A 15,971-nucleotide genomic window follows, 5' to 3' on the forward strand; every position below is an offset into this window, starting at 1 on the left:
ATTTAGTAGTTTAACACGATCCAAAAATAGATATTTTTTCACAAAAACAGCTTTGTGATGCTATTTTTTTCGGCCGGTTCCCTCGGTGCACGGCATTCCATTCCCGAAAGAATTTTTCTGCGAGGCTCCTTCGGGTTCTGCATGCCGGGTTCATATGCGGTATATGTCCGTGCTGCCGGCTTACAACTCCAGATTCCACTGCCGTCTGTGCTCCAAGAACGCTTCCCGGGTTCTGTCGTCGAATTCCGAGAGATCCTTCTCCGTAAGGATTCCGTTATAGAAAAGGCTGAATACCGTCAAAGCATAGCGGGAGCCGTTCAGACCGTCATACTGACGACTTATATCTTTGTCGAATGTCTGTATGCTCTTATATATTTCCAAATATTTCTCATGGCAGGACTGCGCTTTTTCATCCTGCAGGAGTCGTTTGAGTTTCGCCAGAAAGGTACAGCATTCACGCTCCAAGGCCCGGCTTATGAGTGTTCGGGCAATTTTCTTTTGGCTTTTATCCAATTCTACCATACAGCTTACGGAGATTATGTTTTTCAGGACTCCAAAATAATTATTTTCGGTCTATTAAAATATACAAACCGAATATCGGCCCGCGGGAAAAATTGCTAAAACGGGCGGCGATATAAGAAACGCAAATTCTCGAGGATGAACCGCCGGAAGCTGAAAAACCGGGGCACGGCTTGCTGCTTTCGAAAAGAATCCGTATTTTTATCCTGTGCAAAATACCGCAAGCACAATTTTGTCAGCTCCGGATACTGTTGGGAAACGGTGTCCGGAGTGTTTATACCGTCATATGGGAATACCGAAAACTCCCTCCAAAGACACTTTTCATCTACCCGTACAGGCCGTTGTGTGAGATCACGACAGCTCTCTTCAAAACATAAAAAATTCCGTCGTGAACAACGGAACGCGTCAGCATATCGGTACATCGTAAATTTCCATCTTTAGGATTCTCCGAAAGAACAGAGCCGTCCGGAGCGATATTTATCGTATATGCATCGGGGCGACACGTATAAAAAACGAATTTCGAGCGTGAGACAGCCGGGCATTTTATTCCCCCGAAAACAGGACATACAACTTTCCCGTTTTCCGGACATTCCATGTTTTTACCCGGCCTTTGCGAGTCTTCTTGCCATATGGCTAAATAATGAGCCGGTGCAGGCGATAGACGTAATAGTCTACGGCATGTAGGCCGGCCACGAAACCTTTTCCGTGTACCCTTGCAGCGAGTCCTGCGACGCCCGAAATCCCGTATGTGACGCAACACATTGATAAAACCGTGGCACGCAAGCGCCTATGGGCTCCGTGCCGGAACATGGATACGGTCGAGCGTGTCTTTTTGGCCTCCGGCAAGACACTGGTGAAACTTAAATCGGAATAGATATATTCACATTGCCATTGCCTGGCAAGTAAATTCTCCTCCCCACGGTTTAGGAATGTTTCATCCATGAATTTCCGAGAGGTGCCCGGCATATTCTCCGACTCCTTGCAGAGCAGGCAGGCCGTGAAAACCGTTAGCAGTATGAATACCGATTTACGCATTCCGATAAACTGAATCTATTACAAAATTAACTGTTCGTATGGAACCGGCAAATTTTCCGGAGATATATACCGGAAACGGAGATGAATCCGACCGAATGTAGGATATTGCCGGATGCTTCGATCCGATTATACCCAGAAATGACGGGTTTCAATATGACATCGAAGCTGCTGCTTCCGATGTTTGTCACGGCAAAGATAAATGGAAATTACCTATCCTGCCGGTTGCCCCGGGAAAGATAATCCCGGGCCGGTCGGCCAGGCCTCCCTCTCCGGCTCCGGGGCGGAAAAATCATCCTCGCCGTGGCTGCGGTATTTTTCCGCCCCTGCGCCTGCGCCGCGGGCTTATGACTCTTCCCGAGGCAACCGATCCGTTCGGGATATAAAGCCTCATAACATATTATTCATTGCTTGCGCGATAAAAACAATAAAATTCGTGCGAGCAGAAAACACGTGAGACACACGGTAAAAACTGTTACATGTTATGCAGACTGCGAAAGCAAATTCGAAATCGAAGCAGAGCGGTAAGACCGCAGTTCGGACGCCGGCCGTTTCCGAGGCCGTTGCGGCGCAAGCGCAAGACCCGGTTGCAGCCGGGAGTCCCGACATGAAACCCGCCGAACCGCAGGCAACGGATATCGGAGCTGTGAATCCTGTCGCAGAAACCAGTCCTGCCGAACAACCGGCAGCCCATCCCGAGACGGATGTCCGGCTGCTGGATCTGAACAAAATCGTCAATTCGACCTACAATCCCCGCAAGAATTTCCGCGAGGATACGCTGCTGGAACTTGCCGAGAGCATCAAACAGTCGGGCGTTCTTCAACCTATCTGCGTGCGTCCGAGGGACGAGGGCTTCGAGATCGTCTACGGCGAGCGCCGCTATTGGGCTGCCGCCATGGCGAATCTGAAATTCATTCCGGCCCTGGTGCGGGATCTGTCGGACGCCGAGGCCGAGGATGCCGCCATCACGGAGAACCTGCAGCGCGAGGACGTGCGGCCGCGCGAGGAAGCCGCCGCCTACAAGCGGGCCTTGCAGTCGGGGCGGCATACGATCGAGAGCCTCGTGGGCAAATTCGGCAAGTCGGAGGCCTACATCCGCTCGCGTCTGAAACTTTGCGAATTGATCGACGCCTTGGCCGGGATGCTCGACAAAGAGGAGATTTCGGTGGGCGTCGCTACAGAGATCGCCAAATATCCCGCCGACATCCAGCAGGAGGTTTACAACGATCATTTCGCCGAGGGGTGTTACAGCTCTTGGAAGACGGCGCGGATCAAGGAGATCGCCCGGCGGCTCTACGAGCGTTACATGACCAAGTTGGAAAGCTACAACTTCGATAAGACGGAGTGCCTTTCCTGCCAGCACAACACGGCCAATCAGGTGTTGTTCAAGGACGAATGTACGGGCGGTTGCGCGGGCTGCCAGAACCGCGAGTGCATGCTCCGCAAGAATGACGAGTTTCTCGTGCAGAAGGCTGTGAAACTCCTCAAAGACGATCCGCGTACGACGCTGGCTACGGACGGCGAAACGCCTGCCGCAGTACTCGAAGCACTCGAACAGGAGGGCTACCACGTCGAAGAACTGGAATACAATGCCGGTTACTACGACAAAGCTCCGCAGATGCCCGACGTTCCGCAGGCCGAAAATTACGTGTCAGAGGTGGATTTTGCCGAGGCTCAGGAGAGGCATGAGATCCGGATGATCCGCTTTACGGAACAGACGCAGCAGTTGGAGTTCGACATCTCGGAAGGGCGCGTGCGCAAATACGCCGTCATCGGCAACCTCGATATTGAAATCCGCTACGAAGAGATCGGAGACGAGGAGCGGGAAGTGACAGTAAACGAGGGGCAGGACGATGAGCATAAGGTCTTCGTCACCGTCGTTCCGCCTTCGCCGCTGGAGGGGCTGTTGCAACAGGAGCGTCGTTACCGGGAAATCTGCTACGAGCATATCACGACCGATATGAAGCGTGTCTTCCTCGATGTGAAGGTTGCGAACAAGCCCTTTCAGAAGGAGGAGCAGCAGATGTTCTACTACGCCGTGATGCAGCGCGTGATGAGCGATTCGAAACTCCGTCAGTGCGGTTTCCGGCCTAAGGAGGGCTCTTACCTGACCGACCGAGAGCAATTTGCCGCGGCGGGACGTATCACGGCCAAGCAACAGGCGGCGCTGGTCCGCGCGTATCTGGTGGACTACTTCCGCTCGGCGGCTCCGGACTTTCGTTGTACGGACGAAACGCTCCTGACGGGAATGATGTGCCGCTTCGCGGATATGAACTTCACGGAGCAGAGCCAGAAGGTGCAGCAAGAGTATCTGAAAGTCTACGAGCGTCGCAAAGCCCGTCTTCAGGAACAGATCGACGCTTTGCAGGCAAAAGCCGAGGCCGAGGAGATGGCGGTTTCGATGCAGGAGGCACCGGATGCCGAACCGGAGATGCCCGAGCTGCTGCCGGACGAGACGCCCGCTATAGAACCCACCCCGGAGCCGCTGATTATTCCTATGGACCCGGATATCGAACCCGACACCCGAATGCCGGAGGAGATGAAAACGGCGGCATAGTAACAACATGAACTAAATGTCCAAACCGACGGAGCAGGTTATGCCTGCTCCGTCTTTGCATTACTACTGTTATGAATAAGATTTCAGAGATTCCGGAACAGACACCTATTGCAGAAAAACCGACAGTAGAGATGCCCGCCGATCCGTGGCGCTGCGGGGCGTGCGGTTCGCTGCGGGTATCCTGCCAAGTCTGGGTGGACAGCAACACGTACGAAGTACAGTCTATGGCGGAAGACAAAGATGACTTATGGTGCGACGACTGTGCAGAACACACCCGTCAGGTACGCGAGAGCGAATTGATGTCCGATACGGTCGAGCCGTGGTGGAATGACGGAACGACAGAAGAAGACCGGGAAATTATCACCGGACTGAATCCGGAAAATTTCAGCCCGAAGGATGATCGCAAGGCTTTCCGCGATGCCTGCGACATGTGGTGGAACGGCAGGACGAACGACGAGAAGATCCGTCTCTGGCGGCAAGCTACCGCTCCGGAGGAAGAATAACGTAAAGATAAGAGCCATGAATAAGAATCTGATTGAAAAGATCGCTCCGCAGTTGACGGAGCTGATGATAAAGAAAATGGAGACGCTCACCGAGGAGTGGCGCAAGCCGTGGATCGCCGACCTTGCGCACGGTCTTCCGCGCAATCTGCGCGGCACGCCCTACCGGGGCGGGAATATCCTGATGCTGCTGTTCCTCTCGGAGATCGCAGGCTACAGTACGCCGCTTTTTATGACGTTCAAGCAGGCCAAGGAGGAGGGTCTGAACATCCTCAAAGGCTCCGGTTCGTTCCCGGTCTTCTTCTGGAAGCTGTATATCCGCCATAAGGAGACCCGCAAGAAGATTGAGTTGGCGGACTATTACCGCCTGCCGCAGGAGCAGCGGCGGCAATACGACGTGCTGCCCGTGATGCGCTATTACCCGGTCTTCAACATCGACCAGACGGATATGTCGGAACAGCAGCCGGAGCGCTACGCTTCGCTTACGACACCGGCCGAACCGAAAGACTACTCGGACGGCCTGACATGCGAGGTGCTCGATCGGATGCTGGCGGAGCAGTCGTGGCTCTGTCCCATCCTGCTCAAATCCGGCAACAGGGCGTCCTATTCGCCGACGCTCGACCGGATCGTCTGCCCCGAAAAACGGCAGTTCCCGGAGGGCGCGGCATTCTACACGACACTTCTCCACGAAGTCACGCACAGTACGGGGCATGCGAAGCGTCTGAACCGTCCTTTTGGCGCTTGCTACGGAGATGCCGACTACATCCGCGAAGAGTTGGTCGCCGAACTTACGGCGGCTTTGTGCGGTGCGATGCTGGGCTTCGCTACGACGCCTCGTGAGGAGAGCGCCGCCTATATCAAGGACTGGCTGGCGGAGTTCCATAAAGAGCCGACCTACCTGTTCGACATCCTCACGGACGTGAACCGTGCCGCGCGGATGATCTCCGAACGGCTGGCCTGCGAACAGGAGCCGGAAACCCCGGGAGCGATTCCGGCCGAAGCGGCCTAAAACACGTAAAACAGATCGTTTAACCTGCGCTGCGGCCGAAAGGCCGCGGCGCTTTTATTATCAGCAATATGCAACAAGATAAAACCAAAGATCGGTACAGCCGCGAAACACTGCTGCCGATGAATACGCTTTACGACCATGAACACCACCTGACGCAGGCGGATGTAGATGCCGCCAATGCTTTGGTGCGTCATATCGAACGCACCCGCAACCCACGTGTCCCGCAGGTCGGCGACCGGGTGCGCTATACCACGCGTCACGGTGACTTCCACGGCAACGCCCTGATCGAGGCTGTCCGTGAAGATGGAACGCGCTCGATCTGCCTGTGCCCTTACGTGCCTTTCGTGTGGGCGACAGCCGGCGGTATCGGCTGCGCGGTCAGCGGCGGGCCTTTTACAGCCGTGATGCCGCAAGAGCTGAAGCCTTCCGGTGCTGTGCCGGGGGATTTCTGTGCTTGGGGACATTGCGGCGCCTGCGGCAACGGAGTCGTCCGGTTCTGCGCCGAGGTGCCGTTGTGGGAATACCGGGAACCGGAATCGCTTTACGGCGATTTCTCGACCGAGAAATGGCGCAAGATCAGCCTTTACAAGGATACGGAGTGCCGAAGCAGCGATCTTTACCGGGGCGACTGCATTTCGTTTCGGACGGAGAAGGAATTTCAAATGTTTCTTTCTGATTACGAAGGAACCGCATTCGCAGCTCCCTGCCCGAAATCCGTCATCGTCTGGTGCTATCGGGACGAGCAGACCGCCGTATCGCAAGAGAAATGGGATGCGCTCGATGCTCCCGTTACAGAGCGGCGCATCTACAACGCGCCCCAACCCGTAAAACTCGTCAAGGATCACGGGCGGCACACCACGGTCTGCTATTTCGTCAGACCGGAATTTTCTTATAAATAACTTGATTCTCTATGACTATTAAAAACAAAGAAACACTCGAAAAACTGCGCACTTATCAGATCGGTGTGATCCGCTCGGTCATCGCCAGCCGGCAAGGGCGCCTGGGAACCTATTCGGCCGATGCGACAGACCGCGAGAGGCTGGCAGATACGGACGGCCTCGCCTACGAGGAGTATTACGAGTCGCCTCTTACAATCGAACACGACGGCCTTTGTCGCAATGTAATCTCCCTCGAATTTTGTGAGGACGGGCTGACTCCCGTCTGCCTGATGAACGGCGGGGATGATTTCCCGCTTCCGCTTGAAAATCTCTCCTGCGATACCCTGCAAGGCATCGTCGAATGGCTGGAAGAATACGATTTCATCCCGTCCGCCGAAGCTGCGCCGCAGACGACAAGCGATCTTACGGAAGATTTTGTGGAACGCTGCCTGCCGGAATATCCTACGCGCTACGACGTTTTCCGGCTGGGTGAATTGCAGAACTTCCTCGATGGCCATGAATCCCCGGAATTCGGGCTGAACCGCGACGAAGCCGCCGCGGAGCGCGACCGTTTGCAGCTTCGGATCTATGCCGAGGCCATTACTGCCTTTATGAAAAGGCAGTCCGCAGCGCTTCCGGGCAATGTGTCCCTGCGCGACTATGCCGAGGCGCTGGTCGATATCGCCTATGAAGCTGGGCGCAGGAAATTCCGGCCCTCGGACAACTCCCGCGATACGGCCGCGACGCTCATTGCCTGGGGCGACGAGTTCTCCCGGCAGCATGAGGATACGGATTGGACGGAGAAGGAGTTCCTCGACGAGATTTACAGGTTCACCGCTGAGAAGCTGCAAAGCGTTCCGAGTAAGGACGATCCGAATGCGGAGTTCGACATCGCCTTTCTGAACCGTGCGGTACTCGAAAGACACGGATACGATACTGCGACGATTACGGACAGCGATCTGCAGGAGTTGGCCGGACGGATGGGTGATTATTATTGCGAGAGCAGCAAGTTCAGCGAAGATCTGCGTACGGCCTGCGGCGATTTCGGATTGAAGCTCCGGGACACGACCAATCCGAAATAACACGACACTTCACGTATTGTCAAATCAGGCCGCAGCCCTAAAGCTGCGGTCTTTTAATTGCATATCATTATGAGCTATCAGATTATAACACGTATCACTATTACCCCCGACCTGCGGGTGATGGTGCGCATGGCGGCGAACAACATCCGCCCGCTCGACTTCCGTTACGACGAGGTCGTATCCCTGACAGAAACGCTGCGCACGAAAGGCCGTCCGACGCTCGAACTGGAACTGCTGTCGCTTTTTTTCAAGGGCCTTTGGCAGGGCCGAACCCGCTATGACCGGGCTGTCGGTTACACGCTGCTGACCGACGGCATCGACAAATACGAGGCGTGGGAACGCTGCCGCGGGGACAAGGAGTACGAACGTGGCCTGCTGCTGCGCATGCGGGGCTTCCTGCACTACCGTCCCGTTCCGTGCCGCTGCCATCTCGAATATCAAAGAAGCCCTGTGCGGCGTATTTATGTCGGATACATCTCTTTTTCGCGGCAGAGGCGCCGCATCTTTCCGAGCGTCCTCGACGCGCAGGCTGCACTGGTCGCAAAGGGCTGGAATCCCGGAGAGTTCCAAACCGTAGAAGAAGATACCAAAAATCTTAAATCTCAGAAACAATGAAAACCTATCGCATCAACAAATATGCCGAGCGGCTCGCTCAAGGGACGGGCTTCGCTCCCGAATTGATCTATAACATCTCGCTTGTCCGGTTTCAGGGCCGTAACGGCCGCTGTATCGCGGCATGGACACCGGGGATGAAGCGCCCCCCCCCGGTATGTCTACAAGGCCCACACCCCGGAAGAATACGACAAGGCTATGGAGCGTATCCGGCAGGAGGCCGAGCGCTTCCGGCGCCATGACGAAGCCGTAGCGCGGTCGAGTGAGGAGTTCCGACGTTCGCTGCGCGTCGGCGACATCCTCTACTCGTCGTGGGGCTGGGAGCAGACCAATATCGACTTCTATCAGGTCATAGCGATCCGCGGCAGCGCGATAGACCTGCGGCAGCTCGACCAGCGAACTACCGAAGACGGCTATATGTGCGGAACGACCGTCCCGCTGCCCGATGTTTTCAAGGGCAAGACCCATACGCACCGTCTGTCGAAAAATTATATCCGCATCGACTCATACCGTACTGCGTGGAAATGGGACGGGCAGCCCCTGCGGTGCAGTTGGTATGCATAATATAATGCTATTGAGAATATCATTACGCGCTACCGCCTGCATAAAACGCAGTGCGACAAGCGCCGCAAGGAGATCGATCGGGAGATTGAACATCTGAAGCAAGAACGGGAGCGGTTGAATGATCCGCATTGGACGGAAGGGCTGCTCCGTCCGGTCATGGCGGAGATCGTCCGCCTGACTCCTGAGATCGACTGGGAGAATAACGACGAGTTTTATCCGATAGACCTGCGTGGTGCTATCACGGTTTTCGGCAGAACAAAGCGGGGAAGACCTGTCTGCATCACCTTTACCGAGTCCGGACACGATTTGCAGTTCGATTCGGGGCAGATACACAACTCTTTCTCATTGAAAGTGCTGAAGGATATTGGCGGAACGAACAACATTATGGAATCTGTCGGCGACGGAGAACCGCTGCTGCATTATATCCGGCAGCGGATGCTCTTTCTGGAACAACACCCCGGAATGGGGAAATAGACCTAAAAATCAAGCCTTATGAAAATCATGTGTCAGGAGCACTACGATAAGGTAGTGCAATACGCCGAAAGCATCGGCGACAGCACGCTTCGGGAATGTTTGGAGCGCCTCGAACGCCGTGAGCAAAATCCCCATCATCCGTGCCAGATCGAACTTTACAGGGACTTCGCGCCCTATTCGTTCCTCTTCAAGGAACGCTATCCCGACGGGAGTCTGGGCGTTGTCGGCGGATTGGTTTATCATGGATGTCCGGATCGGTCGTGCTGTTTTATCGACCGTCCCTTTCACGGCTGGATGACCCATACCTGAAAAGTCGAAATCCGAATCGTCGATCCCGGCCGAGGCAATAAATCCGGCCGGGATTTTGTTTTATTATTAAATATTGGTAATTTTGCGTAAAGACAGCGTGATTATGAAAACGACATCGGTAGCCCTCGGGGTTTATTTCGAGGATTTCATTAAAGCGAAAATCGCACAGGGACGTTATAATAACGCCAGCGAGGTTATTAGGGCCGGTTTGCGGCTTTTGGAGGAAAACGAAAGCCGTCTGACGGAGTTGAAAGCCGCCATCCGCGAAGGAATCGACAGCGGCGTGGCCGAAGGATTCGATCCTGCGGAGCATCTGAGAACTCTGAAAGCGAAGCGGGCGAATGGCTGAGATTCGGTTTACCCGCAAAGCGGTCGAGGATCTCTCCGACATTTGGAACTATACGGCGGATACATGGTCGGAGCGACAGGCGGACACCTATTACTGGTTATTGATCGCCTCCTGCCGCAAGCTGGCAGGCAATCCCGTGCTGTTCGGCCGGGAATACAAGGAACTCGGGGAGAAGGTGTACGGCTTCAAGGTCAACAAACACATCGTCTTTTACCGTATTCCGGACGACGGGGCGATCGAGGTCGTGCGCATCCTTCACGAACGGATGGATCTTAGCAACCGATTCGTAGATTGAATAACGACATATAAATTATAAAATTAAGCATCGATGACAAAGCAAGAAATTGTAAAGCAGATTGCCCGGGAAACGGGCGTCGAGGCCGCGACCGTTTTAGCTGTCGTGGAAGGTTTTATGGAAGAGGTGCGTGCCGCCCAGATCCGCAAGGAAAACGTTTTCCTGCGCGGATTCGGAACCTTCCTGATTAAACGCCGCAAGGAGAAAAAGGGTCGTAATATCACAAAGAATACGACGATCGTAATTCCGGCGCACGATATTCCTGCATTTAAGAACCCGGTGCCTTGCCGTATTTCTACGGTAGGTTTCCAAGAACTCGCCTCCGAACCGTGCTTGCACCTCTCGGCGCACACGGCTCTCCACTAACATATTCAGTCTATTATCCCGTGATGTATCTTGTTGTGACAGGGAATACATACAGCTAACGTCTTTCTCTGACGTCCAATCATTTGTATTTTCCATGGCTCTTTGCCTTTTAAGTCTTTGAGTCTTTTGACGTGGTGTATTTCAATGTTTTCCGTTGCGCCACACAATTCAACTTACCCGCTTTTAACCTTTGTATAAGGCTTGATACAGTGGTATTGAAAATCGTGTTGGCTACATAATCACAACTCGCGTCCATCGCGGTTGTTTTACGCTTAAAGCTCCCGTTGAAGAATACCCGCATCTTCTTTCCTCCTTTCTTGTCCTCATAGAAAACCGCAAAATCTTTGTGATGTCGATACTTTGCGATAATCTTTCGGGCTGTCGTACTGTACTTTCGTGCAAAAGTCTTATACAGACTGTATTGCATGATGTACTTGAAAGAATTCAGGTGTGAACTGTTATTTGCGATAGAAAAATAGTTTGCAAAACCTCGGATTTCTCTGTTATAGGCATCCAGTATTTCGAGGTCGTCCAGATGTAGCAACTTTGTCCGGCTTGTGGGTTTCCATTTCGCTTTACCCTCGAATTGATGAATTTCCATCGCCTCGTAGTAGAGAAGTTTATCCCGCATTGTGGACATTGGCACTTCCAACACTACCTTTTTGCCGTAAGCCTTAATAAGTACTCCCGATTTCTCGCCTCTTAACGTCTTATCCGTGAATGGTCGGACATAGATTTCATAGCCGAGGAATTTTGCCTTTCTATTGCCGTGCGTGATTAAGGTCTTTTCTTCGGAGAGCGTCAATTTCAGTTTCTCGCCGAGGAAATTCTTAATATCCTCTTTGATGGCCTCACAGTCCGATTTACTGCCAATCACTCCGATAATAAAATCATCGGCATACCTCACATACTTAATCCGTCTATATCCCTCGTCCATTTCATCGACAGAGGGTAAGTGCATCCTGTTTTTCTGATGTTGCTTAATCGCGTCAATCAGTTCCTTCCGAGTATCTTTATCCTCGGTTTGCTTCAGCTTTGTGCCGAGCCACCAAATTTTCCTGGAATACCGTTTGTACTCAAGGTTCATTGCCCGTCTGTCGCCTCTATCGAATTGACAGGCATACTCTTTCATGTACTTATCCAGCTTGTCGAGATAGATATTAGCCAGTATCGGGCTAATGATGCCACCTTGCGGTGTTCCGCTGTATGTTCTATGAAATGTCCAATCTTCGATGTAGCCAGCTTTCAAAAATTTCCACATTAGCCGGATAAAGCGGTCGTCTGCGATACGTTCTTTCAAGATTCCGATAAGTACATCATGGTTGATGTTATCGAAGAATCCTTCAATGTCGCCCTCGATAAACCACTTGGCCGCAGTAAAATTCTTCTGCACCTGTATCAGTGCGGTGTGGCAGCTGCGTTTGGGTCGGAAGCCGTGCGAGGTGTTCTCAAAACTACCTTCATAAATTGCTTCCAACAGCATTCGCAATACCTCCTGCACTAATTTGTCGTCGATAGACGGTATGCCGAGAGGTCGCATGTTCCCGTTTTTCTTCGGGATGTACATCCTTCTTGCCGGTTTTGGTTGGTACGACTCATCTTTGAGCGCATCAATCAAATTTTCAATCCGTTTCAGGCTCATTCCGTCGATAGTTTTACCGTCGGAACCTTCCGTCATATTTCCCTGCCTACCTTGTATATTATGGTAGGCGAGGAGAAACATCTCCGAATTGAATAGAACCCTGTAGAGCCGTTCAAACTTGTAGCTCGAAACTTTGCTGTGCTCTGACAGACTGTTTAATACTCTCTCTGGATTTCTCATAATGTCTCACACATTATCCGTTAATTTGTATTAAAAATGTTAGCTGCCACCCTTCGCCATGTACGAGGCTTTCCCTCGCTCGGACTACTACGGTGGCTCCGTTGCCATACCGGATTTTCATAGGTCTGAAACCTAATAGCCTTTCGGCATTCCGGGTTAGGCAATCCACGTTTAATTCTTCGGCAACATAGCTTTGATAGATTGTCGGATACGACTTTCGCCCGTTTCTGCTTATCGCAGTTGTGCTGTAACCTGTTCTGCACCCAACCCTCCAAGGTCGAATCGAGTGTGTTACAGTATGGCGTCTGTAGTTACCTTCCGCCACAGTTTCGAGTTGTGCCACTTGGACTATCGTTCAATCAATCCAGACTTTATCCTCGTATCTATCTTTCATCTCCTGATTCAGTCGCATACTTGGTAACTGTATGACTTATCAGTTTATCGGCAGGCTATACTCCCCGTCCGGTTTCCCTTTCGGATAAGCCGATCGATGATAGGCTATCGAACACTTGCCTAACGTCTTGCTATCGACGCATTTGCCAAAGAACCATTACGTGCGCGCCCTGAAACTCGACTTGACGGCCGACTCCCTTGTTCACTTGGTATTCCGCCATCGTTTAGAGGAAGAACGAACGTAAGACCGTACCGACGATCACCAGAAAGACGCATGAGAGAAACAGCGCCGTGGCGGATTTCGAAGCGTCCGGGTCACCCGACGAGAATTTCGAGTAGACCCGCACGCCGCCGACCAGTCCGAGGATTGCCGCGACGGCGAAGATCAGTTTCGTGAGCGGGTCGAAATAGGACGTTACCATGTTCGTGGCCTCGCTGATGCCGGCCATGCCGTTGCCCTGTGCAAAGCAGGCGAGTGCGGAGCACAGGGAGAAAATCATGAAAATTGCTCTTTTTTTCATCGTTCAAGTAGTTTGGTTAAGGGTGTGAAAAAGGCCGCAGCCTGCTTTGGGAGCATTCTGCGACCGGATACATCGTATTTCCTGCTGCGGAAAAGGCGTCAGCCGTATTCGTTATTCCATTTCATGTCGTAGGTCGTTTTTAATTAAGCATAGGCCCGGATGTCGAAGTTGGCGATGGCCTGCCGTTCCTCGGCCGTGGCATCGCCCATGACGGCGCTCTCTCCGAAGTCCAGCTCTCCGAGCATCGCATGAACCTCCGCGTCACGGAGTTCTGCTCTGGCGGGGAGAGCCGGAAGCGGGAATCGGGCGCCGGCGGGCGCTTCGGGCTCCGAGAGTTCGCCGTCTTCGCCGATCGAGGGCCGCACGACAAGGGTGTTCCACCCCTGCATCGCGGACTTCTCTTCCGAAGCCGGGGCAAATATAGCGTCTCCGCCTGCCGGGGCGGTGCCGATGTCCGCTCCAGTCCGCTCCAGTCCGCACCGATAGGATTTTGACACGTTCCCGTCCTGAAAAAGGTTTACAAAAAAGAGTAAATCTTATGCAGCAAAAAACGAATTCAGACTTATCGCGTCATTATTTACCGCGTCAATTGCGTCATCTGATTTTACAGGAGTATTTGAGCGGAGTCAAGACGTCCCGCCAACTCTCCGAAGAACATGGTATTCCCATGTCTACGATTCATAAGATGGGTCAGCGCTGGAAAGCGAAAAATAGTTGTAGCTTTGTGAGTACCCCTAATCCTTATCCGATCATGTCCCGCGTTACGAGTGAAGAAGCCAGTGAACTGTTATCCGAGAACAAAGCCCTTCGGCGGCGCTTGGAAGAGGCTTTATTACGTCTGGAAGGCTATGAGATCATGGGAGATATCCTTCAGGAAGAATACGGTATCGACCTATTAAAAAAATCCGCAGCCGGACAGTCCAGCGTCTCAAAGAAAGACACACAGCAATGAGCCTGTCGTTTCTGTGCGGGTTGTTCGGCTATACCCGTCAGGCCTATTATAAACATTTACGGCGTAATAGGGAAGGATCCTTGTCCGACACCCTTCTTTTGGAGCGGGTGGGTTACTACCGGAAACTGATGCCCAGGCTCGGCGGTCGTAAACTGTGGCATTTGCTGCAACAAGACGGATTTCCGGTCAGCCGGGATCGGTTATTTACGCTGCTTTCGGAAAACAATCTTCTGGTCAAACGTCGGAAGAAATACAGCGTTACGACCTGCTCGCGGCACTGGATGCGTAAATATCCGAATCTGATCCGGGGTTTCGACCTCGAGCGGCCGCATCGTTTATGGGTCGGAGATATTACGTACATTTCTTTGAAAGAAGGATTTGCATATCTGGCTTTGATAACGGATGCCTATTCCAAACGGATCGTAGGCTATGATCTGAATACGACATTGGAACGGGACGGAGCGCTCCGTGCACTGAGGATGGCCATAGACCAGACTCCGCAGCAAAAACGGCAAGGGTTAATCCATCATTCGGACAGAGGATGCCAATATTGTTCGAAAGAATATGTGAAATTGCTGACCGATAATGGGATTCGCATCAGCATGACTGAAAAGGGCGATCCGTATGAGAATGCCGTTGCCGAACGGGTGAACGGTATTCTGAAGAGCGAATGGATCGACGAGGAATGTTTTGAAAGTTTTCAGGCAGCAAAAGAACGCATCGACCAGATCGTTATCCTTTACAATTCACTCAGACCTCATGCCAGCTGCGATTGGCTTACGCCCTTGGAAGCGGAACTTAGAACCGGGAAACTCAAACATCATTGGGGCCGAAAGACGGTTGTTCGGAAGGCATATGTAAACTTATATCAGGACAATATTTTTTGAACCAAAATGTTTATCTTTAATTATCAATCACTGTAAACCTTTTTCAGGACGGGACAACGAGAATTTCAGGAGTTTGACGGGGTGCAGTACCGGCATTCGGCGTGTGAGGGGCAGCGTTATGCCCGGTGTGTTTTTTCTTCGGGCCTTTCAGATTGTCGACAACATATGACGCGAGCCGCCCCCGGAAAAACAACTGATCCAGACATACGGCGCAGGCGGCAATAAGAATTATGCTGTTCATGGCAGAAAGAATTTAGACGATGTTATGGTAATTCTGTTCTTGATGTATGCAGTTGATCTCGTCGCGGAACATTTCGAGATGGTGCCGTAGGATATTATCTACATAAGATGTTGCGGTCAGTCGCTCGCCGCCGATTTTTTTCAGGACTTCAAGGATTTTCCGTTTCGTAGGGGCACTGACATAAAGCGAGGCGCGGAGGTCGTAATCCACCCGGACAAGAAATGTTTTTTTGTAGTCGGGCAATGTCATCGAACGTCGCCATCGTATGTCCGGTACGGGAACACACTCCGGCTTCACATCCTGCTTTTCGGATACGACCGTTTCGGAAGGCGGAGAATCGAGATTTGAAGAATCTTCAGGTGCAGCGACAACGGATACAAGTTCAGTTGTCTGAGGTTGTTCCATCGAGGGCCATCCATCGCTATTTTCCGTTTGCACGGCAGGCATTGCACAATCGTCAGGTTGCTCCGAAAAGTGTCCGGCTTTATTATGACCTCGTCGCTTCCCGAGGTGCAGCAGCCCTAAGATTGACAAAACGATAATGCCTGTGCCAAGAGCGAGTAATGAAATGTCGAGGACACCGGACTCGGATAAAAAGCTGTAAAGCAT

The 15,971-nt window shown here is 52.4% G+C and carries 19 protein-coding genes and 1 pseudogene; 14 read left to right on the forward strand and 6 right to left on the reverse strand.

Features of this window, described 5'->3' with window-relative positions; genetic code table 11:
• Positions 1-180: 180 nt before the first annotated feature.
• A complete protein-coding gene (locus tag NQ492_RS14080) occupies positions 181-522 on the reverse strand; it encodes a hypothetical protein (RefSeq protein WP_015545962.1) in 342 nt (113 codons plus the stop codon).
• A 1,513-nt stretch (positions 523-2,035) separates the two neighbouring features.
• Between NQ492_RS14080 and NQ492_RS14085 the strand changes: the two genes are divergently transcribed.
• The 12 genes from NQ492_RS14085 (at position 2,036) to NQ492_RS14140 (ending at position 10,546) form a co-directional block, all read left to right on the forward strand.
• Entirely contained in the window at positions 2,036-4,108 is a 2,073-nt protein-coding gene (locus NQ492_RS14085; RefSeq protein ID WP_044053935.1) for a ParB/RepB/Spo0J family partition protein, read from the forward strand.
• 71 nt (positions 4,109-4,179) lie between these two features.
• Entirely contained in the window at positions 4,180-4,611 is a 432-nt protein-coding gene (locus NQ492_RS14090) for a hypothetical protein (protein ID WP_015545965.1), read from the forward strand.
• A 16-nt stretch (positions 4,612-4,627) separates the two neighbouring features.
• A complete protein-coding gene (locus NQ492_RS14095) occupies positions 4,628-5,617 on the forward strand; it encodes an ArdC family protein (protein WP_015545966.1) in 990 nt (329 codons plus the stop codon).
• A 68-nt stretch (positions 5,618-5,685) separates the two neighbouring features.
• Positions 5,686-6,516 (forward strand): DUF4121 family protein, encoded by an 831-nt coding sequence (locus NQ492_RS14100; protein WP_044053936.1) that lies wholly within the window; start codon positions 5,686-5,688, stop codon positions 6,514-6,516.
• A gap of 11 nt (positions 6,517-6,527) precedes the next feature.
• The gene (locus NQ492_RS14105) at positions 6,528-7,577 is read left to right on the forward strand and encodes a hypothetical protein (RefSeq protein ID WP_015545968.1); all 1,050 of its coding nucleotides are present in this window, start codon (positions 6,528-6,530) and stop codon (positions 7,575-7,577) included.
• A gap of 69 nt (positions 7,578-7,646) precedes the next feature.
• On the forward strand, positions 7,647-8,192 hold the full coding sequence (locus NQ492_RS14110) for a hypothetical protein (RefSeq protein ID WP_044053937.1): 546 nt from the start codon (positions 7,647-7,649) through the stop codon (positions 8,190-8,192).
• 195 nt (positions 8,193-8,387) lie between these two features.
• Positions 8,388-8,753 (forward strand): hypothetical protein, encoded by a 366-nt coding sequence (locus tag NQ492_RS14115; protein WP_015545970.1) that lies wholly within the window; start codon positions 8,388-8,390, stop codon positions 8,751-8,753.
• Positions 8,754-8,867: 114 nt separating this feature from the next.
• Complete coding sequence (locus NQ492_RS14120; protein WP_009596280.1) at positions 8,868-9,227, forward strand: hypothetical protein; 360 nt, start codon at positions 8,868-8,870, stop codon at positions 9,225-9,227.
• Between the two features lie 18 nt (positions 9,228-9,245).
• On the forward strand, positions 9,246-9,536 hold the full coding sequence (locus NQ492_RS14125; RefSeq protein WP_083810159.1) for a DUF4120 family protein: 291 nt from the start codon (positions 9,246-9,248) through the stop codon (positions 9,534-9,536).
• A 103-nt stretch (positions 9,537-9,639) separates the two neighbouring features.
• A complete protein-coding gene (locus NQ492_RS14130; RefSeq protein WP_044054665.1) occupies positions 9,640-9,885 on the forward strand; it encodes a type II toxin-antitoxin system ParD family antitoxin in 246 nt (81 codons plus the stop codon).
• On the forward strand, positions 9,878-10,180 hold the full coding sequence (locus tag NQ492_RS14135) for a type II toxin-antitoxin system RelE/ParE family toxin (RefSeq protein WP_015545973.1): 303 nt from the start codon (positions 9,878-9,880) through the stop codon (positions 10,178-10,180). Before NQ492_RS14130 ends, NQ492_RS14135 begins: the two co-directional genes overlap by 8 nt.
• Before the next feature lie 33 nt (positions 10,181-10,213).
• Positions 10,214-10,546, forward strand: coding sequence for an HU family DNA-binding protein (locus NQ492_RS14140; RefSeq protein ID WP_231839850.1), 333 nt, complete (start codon positions 10,214-10,216; stop codon positions 10,544-10,546).
• A gap of 5 nt (positions 10,547-10,551) precedes the next feature.
• Here the strand turns inward: NQ492_RS14140 and ltrA are convergent.
• The 3 genes and pseudogenes from ltrA to NQ492_RS14155 all read right to left on the reverse strand — a co-directional run bounded on the left by ltrA (position 10,552) and on the right by NQ492_RS14155 (position 13,779).
• Positions 10,552-12,368 (reverse strand): annotated as a pseudogene (gene ltrA / locus NQ492_RS14145) (group II intron reverse transcriptase/maturase).
• A gap of 617 nt (positions 12,369-12,985) precedes the next feature.
• The gene (locus NQ492_RS14150) at positions 12,986-13,282 is read right to left on the reverse strand and encodes a DUF4134 domain-containing protein (protein ID WP_014774763.1); all 297 of its coding nucleotides are present in this window, start codon (positions 13,280-13,282) and stop codon (positions 12,986-12,988) included.
• A 143-nt stretch (positions 13,283-13,425) separates the two neighbouring features.
• Positions 13,426-13,779: a hypothetical protein gene (locus NQ492_RS14155; protein ID WP_244061998.1), complete on the reverse strand. Its 354-nt coding sequence runs from the start codon at positions 13,777-13,779 to the stop codon at positions 13,426-13,428.
• Between the two features lie 41 nt (positions 13,780-13,820).
• Here NQ492_RS14155 and NQ492_RS14160 point away from each other — a divergent pair, with 41 nt between their 5' ends.
• Positions 13,821-14,234 carry a hypothetical protein gene (locus NQ492_RS14160; RefSeq protein ID WP_259872937.1) on the forward strand — a complete coding sequence of 138 codons (414 nt, stop codon included), beginning with the start codon at positions 13,821-13,823 and terminating at the stop codon, positions 14,232-14,234.
• Entirely contained in the window at positions 14,231-15,121 is an 891-nt protein-coding gene (locus NQ492_RS14165; protein WP_014774758.1) for an IS3 family transposase, read from the forward strand. The genes NQ492_RS14160 and NQ492_RS14165 overlap by 4 nt, the downstream gene beginning before the upstream one ends.
• Positions 15,122-15,164: 43 nt before the next feature.
• Here the strand turns inward: NQ492_RS14165 and NQ492_RS14170 are convergent, their stop codons facing one another.
• The gene (locus NQ492_RS14170; protein ID WP_259872939.1) at positions 15,165-15,362 is read right to left on the reverse strand and encodes a hypothetical protein; all 198 of its coding nucleotides are present in this window, start codon (positions 15,360-15,362) and stop codon (positions 15,165-15,167) included.
• Between the two features lie 12 nt (positions 15,363-15,374).
• On the reverse strand, positions 15,375-15,971 hold the full coding sequence (locus NQ492_RS14175; protein ID WP_019151215.1) for a DUF3408 domain-containing protein: 597 nt from the start codon (positions 15,969-15,971) through the stop codon (positions 15,375-15,377).

The sequence above is a fragment of the Alistipes shahii WAL 8301 genome (assembly GCF_025145845.1).
Taxonomy (GTDB): domain Bacteria; phylum Bacteroidota; class Bacteroidia; order Bacteroidales; family Rikenellaceae; genus Alistipes; species Alistipes shahii.

What these genes read in the sequence shown, in the direction of transcription:
- NQ492_RS14175 (WP_019151215.1), bottom strand. Translation starts at nt 15,971, where the DNA reads ATGCTTTACAGCTTTTTATCCGAGTCCGGTGTCCTCGACATTTCATTA.
- NQ492_RS14160 (WP_259872937.1), top strand. Translation starts at nt 13,821, where the DNA reads ATGCAGCAAAAAACGAATTCAGACTTATCGCGTCATTATTTACCGCGT.
- NQ492_RS14080 (WP_015545962.1), bottom strand. Translation starts at nt 522, where the DNA reads ATGGTAGAATTGGATAAAAGCCAAAAGAAAATTGCCCGAACACTCATA.
- NQ492_RS14165 (WP_014774758.1), top strand. Translation starts at nt 14,231, where the DNA reads ATGAGCCTGTCGTTTCTGTGCGGGTTGTTCGGCTATACCCGTCAGGCC.
- NQ492_RS14130 (WP_044054665.1), top strand. Translation starts at nt 9,640, where the DNA reads ATGAAAACGACATCGGTAGCCCTCGGGGTTTATTTCGAGGATTTCATT.
- NQ492_RS14090 (WP_015545965.1), top strand. Translation starts at nt 4,180, where the DNA reads ATGAATAAGATTTCAGAGATTCCGGAACAGACACCTATTGCAGAAAAA.
- NQ492_RS14110 (WP_044053937.1), top strand. Translation starts at nt 7,647, where the DNA reads ATGAGCTATCAGATTATAACACGTATCACTATTACCCCCGACCTGCGG.
- NQ492_RS14125 (WP_083810159.1), top strand. Translation starts at nt 9,246, where the DNA reads ATGAAAATCATGTGTCAGGAGCACTACGATAAGGTAGTGCAATACGCC.
- NQ492_RS14095 (WP_015545966.1), top strand. Translation starts at nt 4,628, where the DNA reads ATGAATAAGAATCTGATTGAAAAGATCGCTCCGCAGTTGACGGAGCTG.
- NQ492_RS14135 (WP_015545973.1), top strand. Translation starts at nt 9,878, where the DNA reads ATGGCTGAGATTCGGTTTACCCGCAAAGCGGTCGAGGATCTCTCCGAC.
- NQ492_RS14170 (WP_259872939.1), bottom strand. Translation starts at nt 15,362, where the DNA reads ATGAACAGCATAATTCTTATTGCCGCCTGCGCCGTATGTCTGGATCAG.
- NQ492_RS14140 (WP_231839850.1), top strand. Translation starts at nt 10,214, where the DNA reads ATGACAAAGCAAGAAATTGTAAAGCAGATTGCCCGGGAAACGGGCGTC.
- NQ492_RS14150 (WP_014774763.1), bottom strand. Translation starts at nt 13,282, where the DNA reads ATGAAAAAAAGAGCAATTTTCATGATTTTCTCCCTGTGCTCCGCACTC.
- NQ492_RS14105 (WP_015545968.1), top strand. Translation starts at nt 6,528, where the DNA reads ATGACTATTAAAAACAAAGAAACACTCGAAAAACTGCGCACTTATCAG.
- NQ492_RS14100 (WP_044053936.1), top strand. Translation starts at nt 5,686, where the DNA reads ATGCAACAAGATAAAACCAAAGATCGGTACAGCCGCGAAACACTGCTG.
- NQ492_RS14085 (WP_044053935.1), top strand. Translation starts at nt 2,036, where the DNA reads ATGCAGACTGCGAAAGCAAATTCGAAATCGAAGCAGAGCGGTAAGACC.
- NQ492_RS14115 (WP_015545970.1), top strand. Translation starts at nt 8,388, where the DNA reads ATGGAGCGTATCCGGCAGGAGGCCGAGCGCTTCCGGCGCCATGACGAA.